The organism is Pseudooceanicola sp. (assembly GCF_041987405.1).
GTDB lineage: Bacteria > Pseudomonadota > Alphaproteobacteria > Rhodobacterales > Rhodobacteraceae > Pseudooceanicola.
Window position 1 is genome coordinate 17,024 of record NZ_JBHIWR010000003.1, and the last position, 19,598, is coordinate 36,621.

Sequence of the window (19,598 nt, forward strand, 5' to 3'; positions counted from 1 at the left end):
TTAACCTGCCCGATTTTCGTCGGACCAGTGGCGTTCGTCGAGGGTCAAGCCAGAAACATCCTGTTTCGGGTTGATCGACAAGTCCACCCCGTCAACCTCCAGCGACGCCAGATCAATCCGACCCAGAGGCAGGCTATCCGCCCGACGCACCACACGCAGCGCCGCCGCGGCGACGGAGCCGGTGACGATCACGCTCAGCAGATCGACGGTGACCCGGGCCAGCCCCGGTTCGACGATCTCCAGCGTGACGCCCTCCGCCGCGTGGCTCAGCTCGAAGCCCCGGTCGTGATGGACCTCCATCACCAGCGATTGCGCCCCCTCGACCCCGTCAAAGAAGATCGGCAGCAACCCATCCGCCAGCAGATCGGGATCGATCAGACCTGGCACCGCGACATCGGCACCAAAGTCGCTGATGCCCAGGGTCATCGCCAGCTTGCCCTGCGGCAGGGCGTGGTCGCCAAGTTCGACAACCGCGGCCTCACCAGCGCGCGCCAGCTGCACCGGTTGATCCACCGCCACGCCGTTCACCGAAAGCGTCTCGATGGTCATACCGGCCCGCTCCAACGCGTCCGAAGCATCGCCGACCGGCCGCGCCTTGAGGCGCAGCAATTCCGCCACCGGCAGATCCAGCGTCTCCGCCAGGCTCAGCCGGACGATGAGACCCTCTGCAGTCTCCTCCATGTCGATCCGGGTGCCCGCAGGCAGATCCGGACCGAGGGCAACGTCGCGCAGGCTCAGCGCCGCATCGTCAAAGCGGATCGCGAACTCCATCTCCCGGACCCCGCCATCGCTTTCGATGACCAGCGGAATATCCAGATCCCGCAGGACCGGGAAATCCCCCCTGTCCATGTCGGACACGCGCGAGACCGTCATCGTCCGCGTGGCAGTGACACGGCTGCGCGAATAGCTGCTGCGCACAGTGGTATCCCGCGATGTGGTGACAGGCGCGCTACGGCTCGTCGTCAGGGTCGACACCGTCGGCGTGGATGTCTCCGGTTCGGAGGTCGGGGCCGTTCGCAGGCTGGTTGTCTGCGTCGTGGTCCGCGATCTGGGTTGATAGACCGGCGGGTCTTGAACAAGCCCCTCGGGGCCGGGATGTTCCGGATCGAAGGTGACCGTGAAGCCACCCGGAACATCCGGGATCACGTCAACATCGACCCCGCGATATTCACCCGAAATCATGGACGCATCCAGCGACGTGATCGCCCCGCTGCGGTCGACATCGCCGATGAGCAGCGGGGAAACGCCCTCCTGCCAGGTCGTCAGGGACTGCAGCATTCCGCGAGAGAAATACGCAGCCATCTGGACATCGCCTTGACCCAACGCCCCATCCCCATCCAGGTCGCCGATATAGCCAATCACGACCGTCAGCATGGAGGCCTCGGTCTCCACCGGCAGGCCGTCGACCTCTGTCACCTCGACCGTGACATCCTGCAGGCTGCCATAGGCCGCGCCCTCTTTCACCTTGAGTACCAGATCCGCGAGGGCATAGGTCCCCGCCGCGATCGGGCTGCCCAGGGTGATCCGGATCTGCCCGGTTCCCAACAGCTCCACCACGTCACCGGCCCGGGCCTCTGCGCCGGCCTTGACCTGATCCACCTCGAAGGCCGCGGCCTCTAAGCCCAGATCGACGATGATCTCGGTGACATTGGCATCGACGGTAAAGCTCAAAGGCACGCCCTTGACCGAGGTGCTGGGCAGTTGCACCAGCTGACCCGGACCCGCCACCAGCGGACCGGCCATCACGACGACAGAGGCGCTGCGGACGATGTCCGCCTCCTCCACCACCAGGGCGAAGGTGACCATGCCGGTCAGCCCGTCCTCATCCGTGACCTGCAGCTTGACCGTGTACTCACCCACGTGACCCGTGCTGTCGCCACTGACCGCCCCCGTCTCGGGATCGACCAGGATCCAGTCGGGACCTTCCAGCTTCTCGAAGCTCAGATCGGCCGGATCGCTGTCGGCATCGGTGACCACCGGCAGGATCGAAACCGGATCGCCCACGGTCATCGTCACCGGGCCGATGTCGGCAAAGACCGGGCTGGCCTGGACATCGACCACAAAGGTGACATCCGCGCTTCCGCCCTGCCCGTCCTCGACGATGACGGTAAAGCTCTGCGGTCCGGCAAAGCCGGTGCTGTCCCAAACCAGCGCGCCGGTTACGGGGTCGATGCTGGCCCCCTCCGGCACCGTGCCGAGCGAGAAGGTCAGCACGTCCTCCAAATCGGCATCCGTCGCCTGGATGTTCAGCGCCAGTGCGGCGCCCGCGACCAGGGTCAGATCCCCGACCGGGTCGATGGCAGGATCGTCATTCACCGGTGTGACGGTGATCGTCACGGTGGCCGGTGCGCTGTCCAGATCGCCGTCGTTCACACGGTAGGTGAAACTGTCGGTGCCATTGGCGTTGGCGTCCGGCGTGTAGCTGTAGGTGCCGTCCCCGAGGGCCGTCAGCGTTCCCGCAGCCGGACCCTCAATGATCTCGACGATCAGCGGATCGCCTTCGCCATCCGTGTCATTGGCCAGCAGGTCGATGGTGACCGGCATATCCTCGTCCGTCGTGGCCGTGTCATCCACAGCCACCGGCGCGGTGTTGTCGCCAAGACCAAGCAGGCGCACATCGTCGATGTTTGCGCGGCTGTCGACCACGCCGAACCCGATCAGATCAAAGCTGAGCAGGACCGCCTCGGGCAGGGTCAGACCGTCGAAGTCGATGGTGACGATCAGGTCAGTCCCGTTCTCCACGACGGAGACGTTGGCACTCAGGAACCGCGAGCCATCCGACTGGATATTGAGGAAGGCGTCCGTACCGGGCAGGCCCACGGGATCACCCAGGACCGACGTGCCCGTGACCGCATCCAGCAGCGCCACTTCGAAGGCGTCGGGCGCGGAGCCCTCGGTCTGGTTCAGATCGAGATCCCGGATCGTGAACTGCAGCCCCGTGGCCGCCGCCGGAAGGGCGAAGGTCTGGCCCATCCCGGTCATGGAGACATCCGCCTCCCGCAGGACGGCCTCGCCGCCCTCGGTGGTGACATCGCCGTCGAAGACCCAGTTGGTGAGCCCTGCGCTGAAGCGTCCGTTGCCAAAGGCTTCCGGATCGCCGCTCAGCAGCGCAAGATGCCCGCCAAACGTGCCACCCGACCCGGAGGACGAGGCCGCTGCATTGCCGGAGCCCGGCGCGATCGGGTTGGTCAAACCGTCCTCACCAGCGAAGGGATCTTCCTCCTCCGTTTCCAGACCGCTGTAATCCTGCACGTCCGGTCCGCTCGGCAGGCGGCGTTCGCCGGTGTCGAGCAGGGCGTTCATCAGATAGCTGGGATCGCCAAGGCCCGGATAGTCGGTCAGGCCAAGGGCATTGCCCATTTCGTGCAGCATGACCGTCAGCAGGTCGATCCGGTCCTCGACCGGGCCGCCGATGGAGCCGGTGAAGAGATGCGCATGGGACGTGGCGTCGAATTCCTCGTTCGCGAGCGGTGTGGCATCGACGAACCAGCCGTGGCCCGCCGCATCGCTGTCGAGGGTGATCGTCGTTTCCGTCGTCTCGGCCAGATGCGCCCCGTCCAGATCGCCGATGGCGACCATGATGCTGTCCAGCGGGGTGGTGTCGGGCACCAGGCCACTGTCGGCCCAGATGCCGCGCGCCACTTCGGCCAGGGCCTGCGCGGCCTCCAGCGTCAGCGCGGGCTGACCGCCTGCCCCTTCGCTCACCGCGGTCTGCGGGTTGGAGGAGGAGGCAAAGCGCACATCGTCGAGGATCATCAGGGTGGACACCGCGGAGGACAGCCCCCCCGCCGTATCCGCCAGATCACCGAGCAGGCCGCCAATGAGGGCTGTCTCCGTCGCGCCGATGTCGTTGAGCAGGTTCAGGTAATCGTCGGAGGTGTCGTATTCGAGACCAGAGTTGCTGATCGTCATGTTGACGACGTTGTCCTTGATGCCTTCAGGCAGCGGGAAGGTCACCGTGTTTGTCGTGAAGAACTGCGGATTGATGACCTGCTTCAGACCCGGATGAGAACCGGAGTCATACACGTTTCCGTCGAGGTCCGTGAAGGTGACCTCGATGGTCAGGCCCTCGCTCAGCGCCAGCGGCACGAAGACGTCCATCTTCAACTCGTCCACATCACGCGGCACGAACATGCGGTTGTGCGTGACCGTGTCCAGGTTGCCGATCTGGTCCAGCTTTTCGACGATGAGGTCCGCAAGGGATTTCCCGTCGAGGCCTGGCAGTTCGATCTCGGGCGTGAAGACCTGAACCAGCGTCTTGATCACCTGACCGCCACCGAAGATCAGACCGTAATCCGGCTTGGCCAGATCGCCGATATTCTTGTCCAGAATTCCAAGGGCCTGTGCCGCCAGCAGGAAGATGTTGTCGGACAGCCACTTGGCCACACCCTTCAGCGCCGCGCGCTTCGCATTGCGCTGCTCCGCCGTCGTTTCCGGCATGGAGAAGACGTCGCGCATCTTCTGCAGGTTGGTCAGTTCGGGCGGCAGGGCCTTGAACCACGCGATTCCCTTCTGCAGCGCCTTGGCCTCTTCCGAGGGGGCATTGGCCGCCACGCCGTTCAGGTAATCCAGCGCGAGGTTAAGCTGCGATGTGATGGAGTTCAGCGGATCGAGCCATTTCTGACCGAAGCTGTGGTACATCGTGATGGATTCTTTGTACTGCGCCTCGGTGAAGAGCGTGGTGCCGGAAGAATCCCGGTATTTGACCGTCCCGTCGGTGTCGGTGAACTTCGTCCAGCCCTGCGTCGCCGCATCGGCCGCCATCTTCTGATCGACCGCTGCGGCCTGATCCGTGTTGTAATCCTTGATGAAGTCACGATCGCTGTCGGCCTTTGCCAGCTGGAAGACCAGACGCTCCATCAGCGGCTGAACCGCCAGTTTGAGCAGGTCGATCAGCTCAAGGATGACATTGGTGTTGACCAGGAACAGCCCGGTGATGTCGACCGGCCCGCCAAAGAGCGACGGCGCGATGTTTTCCAGCAGCTTGATCGCGTAGGAATAGCCCTCGTCCTCCCCGCCGTCATTGGCGACATCGACACCGCCGTGCATGGACCAGCCCGGAAGGTCGAAGTGGTAGGGGAAACGACCCAGTTCCGCAGGCAGATTGCCCAGACCGTCCAGGCCCTTCTTGCGTGGCTTGTACTTGACGTTCGGGTCATCGGTGTCCGGCACCCGTTCGTCGGCACTGGTCGCGTTGGTGGCAACCTGCGTGAACAGCCACTTGATGTAGTTGGAGATCGAGTGGCGCGTTCCCAGTTCGAAGTTGCCGTTGAAGATCGTCGTGACCGGTTCGTTCGCGACCTTGCCCGCTTCGGTATTGTCGTAGCTGGTCGGGATCTTGGCCTCGCCCGTGGTCGGCCGTTTGCTGACGTCGCCCGCGACCTCGGCAAAGTAATAGCCGGTGCCGACCGCCTCGTTTGCGGTCCACTTGAGTGCCGGATTGGTGACGGCGGATTTGGCGTTCTTGAAGTAATCCTTGTACCAGTCCCCGACCTGATTGTTTTCAAAGAAGCTGGCCGAGGCGCCATACCAGGGCTGCCCGGTAAACTCGTCCGTGAACCAGCCGCCATCCTGCAGATCGACGCCCTCGTCCTTGTAATTCCGGTAGATCAGGTCGCCGCCGATGGATTTGGCATTCACATCCGCCGTGCCCAGATACCAGTTCACGATCCGCGTGCTCGGCGTGCCGCCGAAGTCGTCGTCGGTGAAGCCCGGCACCTCGGGATCGGTGAAGCCCAGTTCGATATCCGGCGTCACCTTGTAGCCCGGCACCGCCGTGGACGGGATCTTCGTTCCTTCGAAGGTCGTGGTGATCGAATAGCCCGAGAAGGCCTGACCGATCAGGTTGCCAAGCGAGCCGAACACCAGGTCCGGGAAACTTGTCGGCGGGTTGTTCGGCCCGGTGACCGAGGTCTGATAGTAGTTGTCGAAGAAGTCGATGTTGTCCCAGTAGAGGACGTTCGGATCCTTGAAGTCGTTGTAGGGGATCGGCTGAAGCTGAAGCCCCGTGTAGCTGATCCAGCGCATCAGTTTCTCGAACGCATCCTTGGCCTTCTGGATCCGCTGCGCCACCCCGGCGGCAGGCGGATAGAAGGGCGTCACCAGCACTGCGATATTGCGCGCCGTGGAAAGGTAATTCGAGATCACCGAAGGCCCGTTGATCGCCAGCGACCCCTGCGCCTGATCATGCGGATCAAGCGTGGTCATGTGAATCCGCGGCGCACTGTCGGTGTAGACATGGCCGATCCGCTGCACGATCTCGGAGTTGACGACCGCCCCGCGCTCATGCCCGATGAAGTGCATCGGACCATCCAGCAGCTTGTTGGAGGTCTGTCGATCAAGATGCGCCAGCGAGGCAAAGAAGGCATCCGCCGCCGCCTCGGCAAAACCGGTGTCGGAGATGTCGCTTTCGCGCAGCCAGTCCATCACGATGGTGACCGGCTCATCCTGCTGCAGGTCGGCCCCGTTGAAGGAGGTGGACATGTTGATCCGCTGGCTGGCCGGGTCGTACTCGTGGAACAGACCCGTCTGGCGGTTGTAGACGAGGATGGTGCCCCCGCCCCCGGCTTCGTCAAAGATTTCCGCCGCTTCGAGCCAACGCTCGAGGTTGTTTTCGCTGCGGCTGGTGTGACCGCCGAGCGCGGTGTTGGCGTAATCCGGGAAGAAGGCGAAATCCATGCCGTGGGTGATCACCGTCACGGTCGAGAAATGACCATCGGTCGGCACCGCCTCGGTCTGGAACGAGGTCGAGCGGCGGATCACCTGGTCATTGCCGGTGACATCGACACCCCAGTAGTAGGTCTGCCCGCCGGTCAGCATCTGACGATGCCCCTCGGACATCTTGACCTGCACCCGGTGCTTGATCAGCTCTGCGGGCACATCGTCGCTGGTCAGCGGACGCGAAGAGGCGATCGCACCAAAGGCGTCCAGCTCGTAGTAGTAGCCGCTCTTGAAGGCGAATTCTCCGGCGGTCAGCGAGGTGTTGAGCAGAATGCGATGCTTCTGGTTGTTCTCCGCCACCGAGCCACCGCTGAACGGATAGAAGGACCGGTCACGTTCCGGATCATCCGGGAAGAGGCCCTGCCGCTGCGGCTGCGTGGAGAAGTAGAGATCCATCTTCCACTCCGGCACGCCGAAGGCATCGGGATCCAGTTCCACCTCGAAGATGAATTCGTCCGCATCCTCGCCATGCGCCTGGTTCTGCGACACGGGGCGCATCAGTTTGATCCCCGGCTCCAGCTGGACATCCAGCCCGCGCGCATAATACGCCACTTCGATACCGACCTCGGTGTTCGGCGCATCCGGGTTCAGGCCGAAGACGAAGGGGTTGTTCCTCGGCTGGCCGAACTCGTCCACCTCGTCATACATCAGGTCGATCGGCCAGATCCGGTTCAGCGGCGCATTGACGCTCGGATCGTTCTGACCTTCACGGCTCTCGAACTCCAGGATCCAGTTCTCGACGTCATAGGGGATCACCACACCGGCGGCCCGGAACAGCGCATAGAGCTTGGAGGCATCCGGCGTCAGCGCCAGATCCTGCAGGAACTGCATCGGAATCGGGCTGGTGGCAGACACCAGGTTGGTCTCGCCCCATTTAACCCCGGTGGTTTCCAGCTGGTTCCATTCCGTTTCGGACATGCCGAAGGGGTTCCGGATCATGCCGATCTTGGAGCCGACATCATGCCGCAGCTCGATCTCGTAGGCGAGTTCGGAGGACATCGTGAAGTAGCGCGACAGGTGGTAATCCGCCACGAAGGCGTACTTCAGATCCGGCGTCACCTGCACGCCCGTCGCATTGCGGATATCCAGATCGTATTTCTGCGCCGAGACCTTGCTGTAGTACGGAATGTAGATCGGCCCGATGAAGCTGGGGATCGTCAGCGAGTTCGACTTGACCATGACCTGGCCGTAGTTCAGCAGCATCTGCTGCGGCGACCCGGTCTGCTGGCCCCGGTTGTTGTAGGAATTCACGCCATCGAAGGTCTTGACCGAGGCCGCGTATTTGGCCGGGTTGGAATTGGTCACGATGATCGTGTGGAACCCGTGCTTGGTATCCCCGCGCGAGGTGAAGGCCATCTTGTTCGGGTCGGAGGTCGCGGTGATGTCATAGGGGTCAGTGAACCCGTTCAGGACATCAATGACCTGCAGATACTTCTGCGGACCACCGGGCATCCCGCCCTCGGGCCGGGATTTCGGATCGACATTGATGACAAAGATGCTGCCTTCCTTGCCGGCCCCGCGGACCCAGCCATCGGTGCCGAACATGCTGCCATCGGGCACGGCGACATAGAGCTTCTTGCTGTCCGAACTCAGCTCGATGTCGTTGATCTGGCCCTCGGTGACGGAGCCGGGGATGTTCACGCTGATCGGCGGCAGATATTGCAGATAGGTCGAAGACCCGGGCCGCAGGTCGATCACGTAGATCTTGCCGCTGCCCGCCGCATAGAGCCAATTGCCGTCGCCGGAAATGGTGACCTTCTGCACATTGCCGCCGGGGATGCGGATGATATCCGTGCCCTCGGTCGTCGGATCGACATCGAACTGCTGAAGCGTCAGCATGTCGACCACGGCGATCCCCTGGAAGGTCGCGACATAGGCGGCGCTGTTGTCGGAGGCCAGAACCACGTCGTTCAGCCAGGTCAGGTTCGCCCCGTTCTCGTCGGTGATATGCAGATCCTTGACCACCTGGCCGGCCGTCTGGCTGCCGACGCCTTCGGTATCGAAGATCGACAGGATCGACCGCTGCACCCCGTCGGTGTAATCGCTGCCCGGCGTGACGCCATAGCCCTGAGTGTTGGCGATGGTGAAGTCCGCGCTGTTGATCCAGTTCTCATTGATCTCACCCGGGATGCCAGGCCCGCGACGCTGGTAGGTAAAGGTCGCGCGGGTGGCCAGGATATCGTTGGGAATGTCGAACTTGAACGTGCCGGCCGACAGTTCGTTGTCGCTGACCACGACATCGGTGAACTCGTCCCCATAGATGTATTGCACGTAGTTGCCGATCTGCATCCGGATCCGGCTGTCCTCGATCGAGAAGAGCGAGTCATGTTCGACGAGGTTGGCGCCGATCATCTTCAGCTTGACGTTGCCGGCGCTGTCGAACTCCGGCGCAACCTGCGTGAAGATCGGCTCCACCCCGGCGGGCGGGACGGTCGGCGCGGGCGGGATATCGACAGACACGCGGAAGGTGTCGCCGGTGATCCCGGTCGGGTCGATGGTGGTCGTCTCCATCTCGCCATACTTGTTCCAGGCCTTGAGGTCCTGAACCCGCGGGCTCACCACCGAGGCGACCGAACCCAGGATGACCGAAGAGGCAACCGACAGGCCGATCAGACCCGCAGGCGCCGCCATCACCATAGCGGGCAGGATCATCGCGGCGGCCACGGCCAGCAGCGGGCTGTAGACGCTCATGTAATTCAGCGGCTTGTTCGCCTTGGCGACCAGGATGTTGCCGTTCTTGGACATGCCCGGGAACGGCGGGGACGCGGTGCGCGCCACGCCATCGGCGCCCACGGTGCCGCTGTCGACGATGGTCCAGAGCTTGCCATATTCGCCGTTCGTGATTTCGGTGTAGTCGACCTCGATAAAGAAGAAGACCTCTTCCCCCGGCGCCGCGACGGCAGGGTCGATCGGGGTGGCCAGCTGGATCGGGCCATTGATCTCGCTGTTTTCCACCTCGAGGTTGAGCGCGGCGAGGAAGTTGAAATCGGGCGGCGGCGCGGTGTCGAGGTTGGCTTCGGAGATGGAGCTGACATTGACCGTCGCGCCATCTTCCAGCTGCCCCGCCCCGAAGGCAGCGACGATGCCGTCATCCGTCTGGATCGCACCACCGGCCGATCCGATCTCGGCGCTCGCCCCGACCTGCGGCGCGATGACGGAGACGTCGATCGTCTCCTCCCCGTTCCGGTAAAGCACGGTGACCTTGGTCCGGCCTTCGGACACGGCCTCGATCAGACCGTCTTCGTTGACGGTGATGATGCCATCGTCATGCGCGATATACATCACGCCATCCCCGGCGCCCTGAACGAACTGCTCCTGATCCGTACCGACGGAGGTCACGATCTGACGGCTGCCGCCATTGGGCAGGATCGTCACGGAATCCGGGTAGGCGTCGATCCCGTAGTAGAGCGAGATCATCCCGTCCGGATCGTTCGGAACACCGACGGTTACGACCGTGCCGTCCGCAATGCCCCCACGACGCGCCACCAGCGCGGTATCGCCATCGCCACGGGTGGTCAGGATGCCGTTGGAATTCACCACCGCCACTTCGGGATCCATGGTCTGCACATCGACGTAATCGAACGGCAGGATCACGTCCTCCTGATCCGCGAAATCGCCGATCACGATGACCTGGCTGACCTCCCCCGCCGAGGAGAAGCGATAAACCCGCGTGGCCAGTTCGATATTCGTCAGCGGCGCGTCGGAGACGTCCACCTCGACCTCGATCTCTTCAGAGGCCGTGAACCCGTCATCCGCGATCACGGTAAAGGTCCCGACACCGGAGAAGCCGTCATTCGGCCGGATGCGGAGGAAGTTGCCATCCGCGGTCAATTCCGCATCGACATTCTCTTCGCCGACGATGCGGAAGAACATCCGGTCGCCATCCTCATCCACCGCTATATCGTCTAGCGCGACAAGGATTGGCAATTCGACATGGGTGAAGACCTCCGGCAGCGTCTCGACCTGGATCGGGGCGCCGTTCTTCTTGATGCCGAAGTTGACGTTGAGGATCTGGCGGTCCTGCTGGTCGGTATCGCCGTCCCCGTCGATATCCGTGCCCGGCCCGCCCGCGCGCAGCAGATCGCTGTCGACCCCGTTCACCGACCCGTCGAGGTTGATGTCGCCGGCGATAGAAATCTCCATCTCGGTGTCCGGGCCGTCCACGTCGATCCGGTAGAAGCCGCCACGTTCAACCGAATAGAGCGCGACCGTCTGACCGCCGTTGCGCAGCAGGCTCAGCAGCCCCGCGCCTTCGAGGTTGGGTGTCGCCGCTTCGCCGCTCAGGGCGATGCGCAGGATCATGCGACCGCCGGCCGCCGCGGCGACCTCATTGTCGCGGATCGTGAAGGTGTAGGTCGAATTGCCCGCGGGCACGTCGGTCACCTGGCCGACCACCTGACCAACGCCGCCAAGGTCCGCCTCGACCTCCGCCTCGGTCACGCTGCCATCGGCATTATAGGCGATGGTGCGCCCGGTGCCGCCGATTTCCGACAGCGAGGTGAGCAGACCATCCGCGTATCCATAGCGCGCACCTGTCCCGTCGTTCAGCTTGCGCACGCCGATCAGCTGGCCCAGCTCGTCATAGCTGTAGACGACACTCTCCCCGGAGGAGGAGGTCGCCCGCGCGATCCGCCCCTCAGCATCGCGCAGGAAGGACAGCACCTCGCCGGAGGCCGCGGTGATGCCGCTGTCGCCAACGAAGAGCCGCTTCGTGGCGGTGCGGATTTCCTGAATGCGACCGTCGGTAGCAAGCACATAGGCGGTGCCGTCCGGCCCGGTCAGGACAAAGGGCTCCTCGCCGCCGATGAAGGGATCCTCGACATTGTAGGGGATCGCGCTGTCGGTCGTATAGAACCGGCCACCCGCCTTGCGCAGGTCGATCTTGTTGGAGCTCAGCTGCCAGTCCGATCCTTCATCCGCGACCCAGGCCGGGGTGTAGAAGTTCAGATCGCCGATCTTCTTGACCACCGGTGCGAAGGTGAAGCCAAGCCGCGTCCCGTCCGGCGCGGTCAGGTAAAGACGCGTGCCCTCCTGCATCGCCGCGTATAGGCCCACGGCCTCGCGACCGGTGGTGTCGGTATTGACGGCCAGGTTGGTATCGAAACCCGCGCTCCAGGTGCCGAAATCGGCATCCTGCGGCGCCAGGCTGTTGTAGCGCCGGATCAGATCGAAGGTGAACCCGCCCAGATCGACCGACAGGTCGATGCGTTCGTCTGCGAAGAACCCGGTCTTGTCGCGGCCCTTGACCTCCATGTCGGCCAGGACACGCGCCATGCGGCCGCCGATATCCATCGCCGTCAGCCGCAGCTGGTAGAAGCCGTTCAGCAGCGTCCCGGTATCCAGCGTTGCAAAGGTCAGATCGCCGGTGGTCTCATCCGTGGCCAGTTCACGCAGCAGGTTGCCCTCGGCATCCAGCAGCTCCAGCACCCAGTAATCGAGGTTCGACTCCTCGACAAAGCCGCCGATCTCGACAACCCCGGCAGAGGCCCCGCGGCTGAGCACGGAATCCAGCGCCACGATCGGCGCCAGCCGGTCGGCCGGGTCGCGCACCTTGAGCGTCAGCTCCTGCGCGCCCTCGATCCCGTCCGCATCCGTCGCGGTCGCCCTGAGCGCGATCTTGCCCGGCACATCCGGGACCACCACGGCACGGCCAAGCGCATCCAGCGCCGTTTCCACACCGTCCACATAAAGCGTCATTCCGGTGATGTCGGACAGGCTGTCGGCCACGACCTGCACCAGGACGGGCTGTCCCGGAACCGCCGGGAAGGACGGGGTCAGTTCGATCCGCACCGTCGGCTCGATCGGTTCGAGAGAGGCGCGCATGACGATGGTCTGACGCCCTTCCCGCTTGCCGTCATTGGCCAGGAAGGTGACGTAGTAATCGCCCGCCTGCCCCGGTCCGGGCAGCCAGGTGACCTCGCCCGTCGCCTCGTTCAGCACCGCCCCTTCAGGCAGGTTGATCGCGCGGAAGGTCAGCGGATTGCCATCGGGATCGGAAGCTTCCAGCGTAAAGCTCTTCTCTTCGCCGATCAGGAAGGACCGGTCGGAGGCCACGAGCTCCGGCGCGCGGTTCACATCCGCGATGGAAACGGTGACTTCCAGCGTATCCGACGCGCCCGAGGGATCCTGCACACCGAAGGTGATGACATAGTCGCCCGACTGATCGTATTGCGGAATCCAACTGAACTGGCCGGTTTCCTCGTTGAAATACGCCCCCTCCGGCAGGCCGTCGATCACCGACATGACCACCGGATCGCCATCGGCGTCATCCGACACGACGGTAAAGCGCAGCTCCGCCCGGTCGCGACCGAACTGCGTGGTCATTGGCACGAAGACCGGCGCGCGGTTCAACTCTGCGATCACCAGCGTTACCGTCTCGGACGAGGAGCTGTGGCCATCGCTGGCCGTCACCGTCATCTGGTAGGTGCCCGCCTGGGTCGAGGACGGCAGCCAGTTGAATTCGCCGGTTTCCCGATCGAAGGTCGCGTTGCGCGGCAGATCCTCGACCGAATAGGTGATCCCGTCGCCGTCATCGTCGCCGGCGTTGAAATCATAGCTCAGCGGGGTGGATTCCGTTCCGGAAATCGTGCCGACCGGATCCAGCACCGGTGCGCTGTTCGTCGTGCGCACCGACAGGTTGAAGGTCAGCTCCGTCTCGGCCGGATCCGTCAGCCCATCCGCCCCGGTATCGGTCGCCGTCACCGTCACGGCGTAGGTCCCGACATTGCCGATCTCCGGGTTCCAGCTCAGAGTGGCGCGGCCGTAGATCAGCGGGTCCATCGTCAGCACCGCCCCCAGGGGCAGGCCGGACAGATCGAAGGTCAGGTCATCCGCATCCATATCCGATGCGTTGATCTCCAGTTGGAGGGTCTCGCCCACCTTGGCGACGACACTGCCCTGGTACTCGAACTGCGGCGGTTCATTGTCCGACAGCACGTCGATCACGAAGGTATAGCCGGAGCCCCGGATCACCCCTTCGTCACCGCCATTGTCATGAGCATAGACCTGGATCGGATGCTCGCCACGGTCACCGACACCCGGCGCCAGCCGCAGCACACCGGTGCCATCGCCATTGTCGATGAAGGTGATGAAATCGGGCAGCGGATAGCCGGGCTGTTCGTTCTTGGCCCCCAGGGTCACCGGGTCGCCCTCGGGATCGACCGCGCTGATCGGGATTTCCAGAACCTCGCCGCGTGCGATCTCTACATTGCCCAGTTCGGCCAGTTGCGGCCCGCGATTGAGGTCCAGCACCTCGATCGTCACCGTTTCCGTCACGACCGCAGGCGTACCGGTGCCGTTGCCGTCATCGGTGGCCCGGAAAGTGATGTCGTAGGTCCCCGCCTGAGTGGCGCCCGGAACCCACTTCAGCTCCCACGTATCCGCGTCGAAGGTGGCGCCATCGGGCAGATCACCGACCACCTCGATCTCGACCGTCTTGGGGAAATCGGTCGGCTCGAACAGCTCGCCCTCGCCGGTGCGGACGGTCGGCTCGTAATAGGGGTTGTCCGGATCGCTGGCGAAGGCCCGCAGCGCAAAGCGCTGACCCTCATAGACCCGCAGCCCGTCGAAATTGTCGAAAACCGGCGCGCCATTGCCATTGGTGACCTCGATCACCGTGGTGTTCATCGCCACCCCGATCCCGTCGGACACGGCGAACATGATCTCGTAGGTGCCCGCCTGGATAAAGCCCGGCACCCATTCGAACTCGCCCGTGGAGGCATTGAGCGTCGCGCCAAGCGGCAGCGAATTGTTGAAAACGCCAAACGACAGCGGCGTCCCCGGCTCTGCCTCGGCATCGAGGTAGAAGCGGATCCGGTCGCCCTCGACCGCGTTTATGCTGGCGGGCACATGCAGCGACACGGGCCGCGCCACTTCGGAAATCAGCGCCGTGATATTGGCCGAGATGTCCGCAATACCGTCGGAGGCATGGACGGTGATGTTGTAGGTCCCCGCCTGGTCGTAGCCGATGGTCCAGGTGAGGATCCGGGTTTCCGGGTTGTAGGACGCGCCCTCGGGCAGGTTGTCGACCCAGATCACCACGTCATCGGCATCCGGATCGGCCGCCACCAGTTCGACCTCCAGCGTCTCGCCCTCGGAGGAATTCAGCTGCGTCGGCATGGCGATGAAGACCGGGGCAGAGTTGCCGCCGTCCACATTCAGGATGAAGCGCTGCACCGCCACGGCGCCGCGGCTGTCAAAGGCCTGGATGACCACCGGAACCTGAACGTCATGTTCCGGCGTCGGTGTCCAGACAACCTCGCCGGTGACCATGTCGACGGTCATGCCCTCGGGGCCCGTCAGCAGATCGTAGATGACCGTCTGACCATCCGGATCCTCGGCAATCGCATTGAAGCGCAGCTCCTGCCCGACGGAGGCCACATCGGGCACCTCGCCGGTGAAGCGCGGCGCGCGGTTCGGCGCGGTGGAGGCCACAACACCGGTCGAGAAGAGCACGCGCTGACGATCCGGTGTGGCCACGGAAATGGTCTGGCCACTGGTCGTCGCGCCGGAGGGCAGCTTGCCATCCGCAGGCAGCGAGGCCGAGAGATCGACAAGCCAGACACCCTGGTCGTTCTGGCCTTCGTTGGCGGTCGGCAGGCCCGCATAGCCGCGCTGCGGATCCAGCGTCAGCAGGGCCGGCAGGACGATCTCGGTATCCGAGTTGTTGGTGATGGTGACATCGTAGGAAATCGTCCCGAGCGCGCGGTTGTACCGCGTCGCGCCAAAGTCGATGTCCACAATCGTGCTGAGGTCGTCGATCCCGCGGAATTCGGTGACATAGGCGTCGCCCATCCGCAGCCCGTAGTTCGAGGTCACGCTGCTGGCGACGGTCAGCGTGTAATTGTCCGCCAGCATGTTCTCGAACCGCACCAGCGCCGTCCGGGTGGAGGCGTCATAGACGATCCCGACGGGGGTCATCTCGCCCTGGTTTTCGCCAACCAGCGTGTAGTTCTCGATGTTAACGACAGAGGCGGTCGAATTGGGATCGCCCGCGAACATGTCCTGATCGAAGCGCACGGTGATCGCGCCAAGCGGCAGCGGCACCACCGCATCGGCGGGCGGGTTGGTCGCGACGACCACCGGCGAATAGGCCGGGCTGATGACATCCACCTGGTTCGACTGGCTCAGCAGGACGCGGCCATCCGTGGTGGTGATCAAGACATCGCCCCGCGTACCGCCCTTGGCCAGGTCGATCTGGCGCCGGGTGGCCTGGTCGATCATCGTCAGCGCCGATCCCTCGGCCACCGCGCCGGTGTCGGAGATGCGGCCGGTATTGTGGCTGACAAAGATCAGATCGGCGATGGCGGTGCCAAGCTGCCCGAAGGCGATGCTGTCGATTTCGCTGTCGAAGGTATATTCGATCTCCGCCCGCTGGCGCTCGGTAAAGCTGACCACCTGCATGCGATCGGGCCAGGTCACCGCCCAGAGCTTGCCATAGTTGTCAAAGGCGATGGAGCCGATGCGCAGGTTCTCGTCTCGGCTCCATTGGGTGAACTCCCCGGTGGCCGTGTTGAAGGTCAGGATGCCGGAATTACTGCCGACATAGATCAGGCCGGTGTCTTCCTCGATGGCCAGCCCCATGGTGAGGCCCTCGCCATAGCGCGCCACGACACTGCCCGTCGTGGCATCCAGCTTGAGCAGCGCGCCACCCCCGGTGGTCGCCCAGATATTGCCGTCCGCATCCTCGGCGAGGTTGAAGATCGGGTCGTCCAGCTGGATCAGCTGCGCGCCCTGGTCGAAAGCCGACCCGCCGTCCTGCGGATCAAACAGGTAGAGCGTGCCGCGATTGGCCCCGCCCGACACCAGAATGTCACCGGTACTGAGCTCCAGCAGCGCCATCGGCGCGATCCCGGCGTTGGAGCCGGGGATGTCGGTGGCAAAGCTCTGCGCCACGAAGGGCCGCAGCACGCTGTCGAACTCCGACGGGCGCGTCAGCGGATCGGCGGAGGGCACCAGTTCCTCGGCGATCGAGAAGAGGTCGTTGGACGAGGGTTCCGGGGTCGGGGCGGGCGGGCGCCCGAAATTGGGCGGAGTCGTCCCGTCGACCGTTGCCGGCGCACCCAGATTGACCGGGGCCCCGTCTGCCGTCACGGCCGATCCGTCGCGCGGTTCTTCGCGGTTGCCCGCGACATCGGTGCCCAGGGCCAGGAACTCGTATTCCTTGCCCGCCACGCCTTCGAAGATCTCCACACCCGAGGCGGATTCCACCCGTCGTTGCCAGATCTTGAAGTCGCCACCGTCCTCCGAAACATAGATCGTGACGTGTTTCACGCCCGATCCGGTCGCGTCATCTTCGGACGACCAGCGCACTTCGACGTTGTCGGTCCCGGCGATCTTCGCCGTTTCCAGCGTGGTCACCGGGCCGGAGCCATCCACCACCTGGACCAGTTCCAGCGTCTCTTCCGGCGCGGCGGTGTCAAAGGCCACGACGGCCGACGACGAGATCCGCGTGCCCGTCTCCACATCCTCGTTCGGGCGCACGGTGTAGGCGACAAAGCCCTGCCCCTGCCCGCCCGCGTTGTTCGGCGGGAACAGCCCGCGAGCGCTGTCCTGGATCTGTTCACCGGTCAGCGGGTCGATCGCCTGGATGACCCATCTGGCCGCCGCCGGATCCTGGTAGATGTCGATACCAGCCGAGACGCGCACGAGGAAGCCGAGCGTATCGGTAAAGTCAATCTCGTCCTGATAGAACCAACGGCCATCGGGCACGTCGATGGTGATGTCGCCGATCTTGATATCGCCCAGTTCGAAGCTGCGCGGGTCCAGATCGGTGTCCAGCTGCGTGACCACCTCGATCCGGTTCGCATGGCGCGTCGACTCCGCGTCATTCTCGAACTTGACCGTATAGGGCAGCGGCGCCGTCGCGGGCAGCCAGCCCATGGTGTCAAAGGTTTGCGGCCCCACGAGAGAGGCTAGGCGATCGGAGTTCTGCGGATCGGCAAAGTAATCCGAAAAGTCGAGCGCCGAGAACCCGTCGCCATCCACCGGGCCCGGGGCGCCGGAGATCAGGAAGTCCTCGGGCAGCGCCGCGCCGCGGTCCTCGAACGGAACCCAGGGGCTGAAGATGCGGACCGCCTCGAAATGGGTCTCGTTGGTCAGGCCCAGGTCGTAGTCCTCGAATTCCGGCAGAGCCGCGAACGGGATCTCGCCCGTGTAGCAGTCGCTCATCCGTTCTTCCCAGAACTCGATATCCGCCATGATCGTCTCGTCATGGCCGTAAAGCGTGCGGAGCTGTTCGAAGAAGCCCAGAATATCCGCATCGCCACGAATGTCCGTGCCCGCAGGCCCGAACAGCAGACCCGAGGCGATCACCGACATCAGAGACAGGATTTCCTGACGCTCGCGGATCGGCGGGGTTTCCCCGTCGTCGCGCAGGATGCCCGCCTGCTCCAGGGCGGCGAGGTAGAGGTCAACCCAGATTTCCGGATCGGCTGCCAGCGCCAGGACCCCGCCCGGCGCGTCGTCCGCCGCCAGGATCGCGTCGCGCAGATCCAGCGCCTCCTGCGTCTGATGCGCCACGAATTCATCGCGCGTCATCGAGGTCGAGGCCGCAAAGATGTGGAAGCGGAACGGGATGAAGGGGATTTCACAATCGCCCGGTTTGGCCGCATTCTTGTTGTAAAGGTCCTCGAACGGGAAGTTCGCCAGCGCCGCGCCCAGCCCCGGGCTGACCTCCGTCGCCTTTTCGACCACCGCGTCGAACCAATCGCCGATCGCCCCTTCGCCACCCTCGGCGAGGATCGGATCCAGATCAGGCAGCACATTGGCCATCCGCGCCCGGAAGGCGCCAAAGGCCTCGTCATGCAACTCGCGCAGACCCGGATAGGTCGAGATATTGAAGCTGAAACCCGCAAAGCCATCGGCCGGCAGATCGAACAGGTAGCCGCTGGTGGTCAGTTGGCCATTGGTGTTCACGATGCTTTCCAGCCCGGCCCAGAAGACATCCTCGTTCGGCGTCCCGGCCGCGCCATCGGGCGTACCGCGTACATTGGTGAAGAACTCCAGGAACGGCAGACCGTAGACATAGGGGTTCAGGTGCAGTTCCGGCACGCCGACCTCGAAGAAGGTATAGGGCGCATCGGTGTTGTTGAGGTTATGCAGCGCGACGGAATAGGTCTCCGTCTCGCCGGGCAGAATGACCCGGCTGCCGCCGATCCCGATGGTCACATCGCCCTCGATGGCGCGTTCGACCAGGAAGCGGTAGGGCAGCACGGCCTTGGCCCCCGAAGGATTGGTGACCTCAATGTCATAAAGCCCCTTCGGCGCATCCGTCAGATCCCAGACCGCGATGATCTCGGTCGAGTTCACCACACGCCAGTCGACGGGCGAGAATTCGGCGATGTTCGGCCGCACCAGCTTGACGGTGGCGCTTTCCCCGAACTGCGCCCCCTTTATGGTGGTCGTGACAAACTGCCCGTCCCCGCCCCGGTCGCTTTCGACACTGGTGATGACCAGCGGAAGCAGTTCCGCCAGCAGCGTGATGTCGACCCCTTCCGGCGGGCCGGAGTAGTTGCGCACGGAGACATAATAGACCCCCGGTTCCGTGTCCGGGACCACCGCCACCAAATCCGACGATAGCGGCCCTTCATAGGTCGCATCGAACGAATTCGGCGAGGGCAGCGCATCATGGCGCAGGAAGATCTCGTTGTTGGCCGTGTCATCGGAGGACACCAGCGTCACACGCAGGGTTTCCTCTGGCGGCACCTCGATCCGGTAGAGCCGTTCCTTGCCCAGCCCCAGGCTCGTTGTCAGCGGCGTGCCGATCAGCAGTTCGTCCACCGCGACATCCAGCGCATCGGGGCTGGCGGTCGTGTTGTTCGCCTCGTTGATGTCTTCATAGACCTGGTTGAAGATATCCGTCCGCACGATAACGCGAT

1 protein-coding gene (cut by a window edge) is annotated in these 19,598 nt (G+C 63.9%); it reads right to left on the reverse strand.

Annotated elements, in window-relative coordinates:
* Window positions 1–19,598, reverse strand: the 3' portion of a protein-coding gene (locus ACFC2Y_RS08230) for a CARDB domain-containing protein (protein ID WP_375186429.1). 17,083 nt of this gene lie beyond the right edge of the window; only the last 19,598 of its 36,681 coding nucleotides appear in the window; the start codon falls outside the window, past its right edge; the stop codon is at window positions 1–3.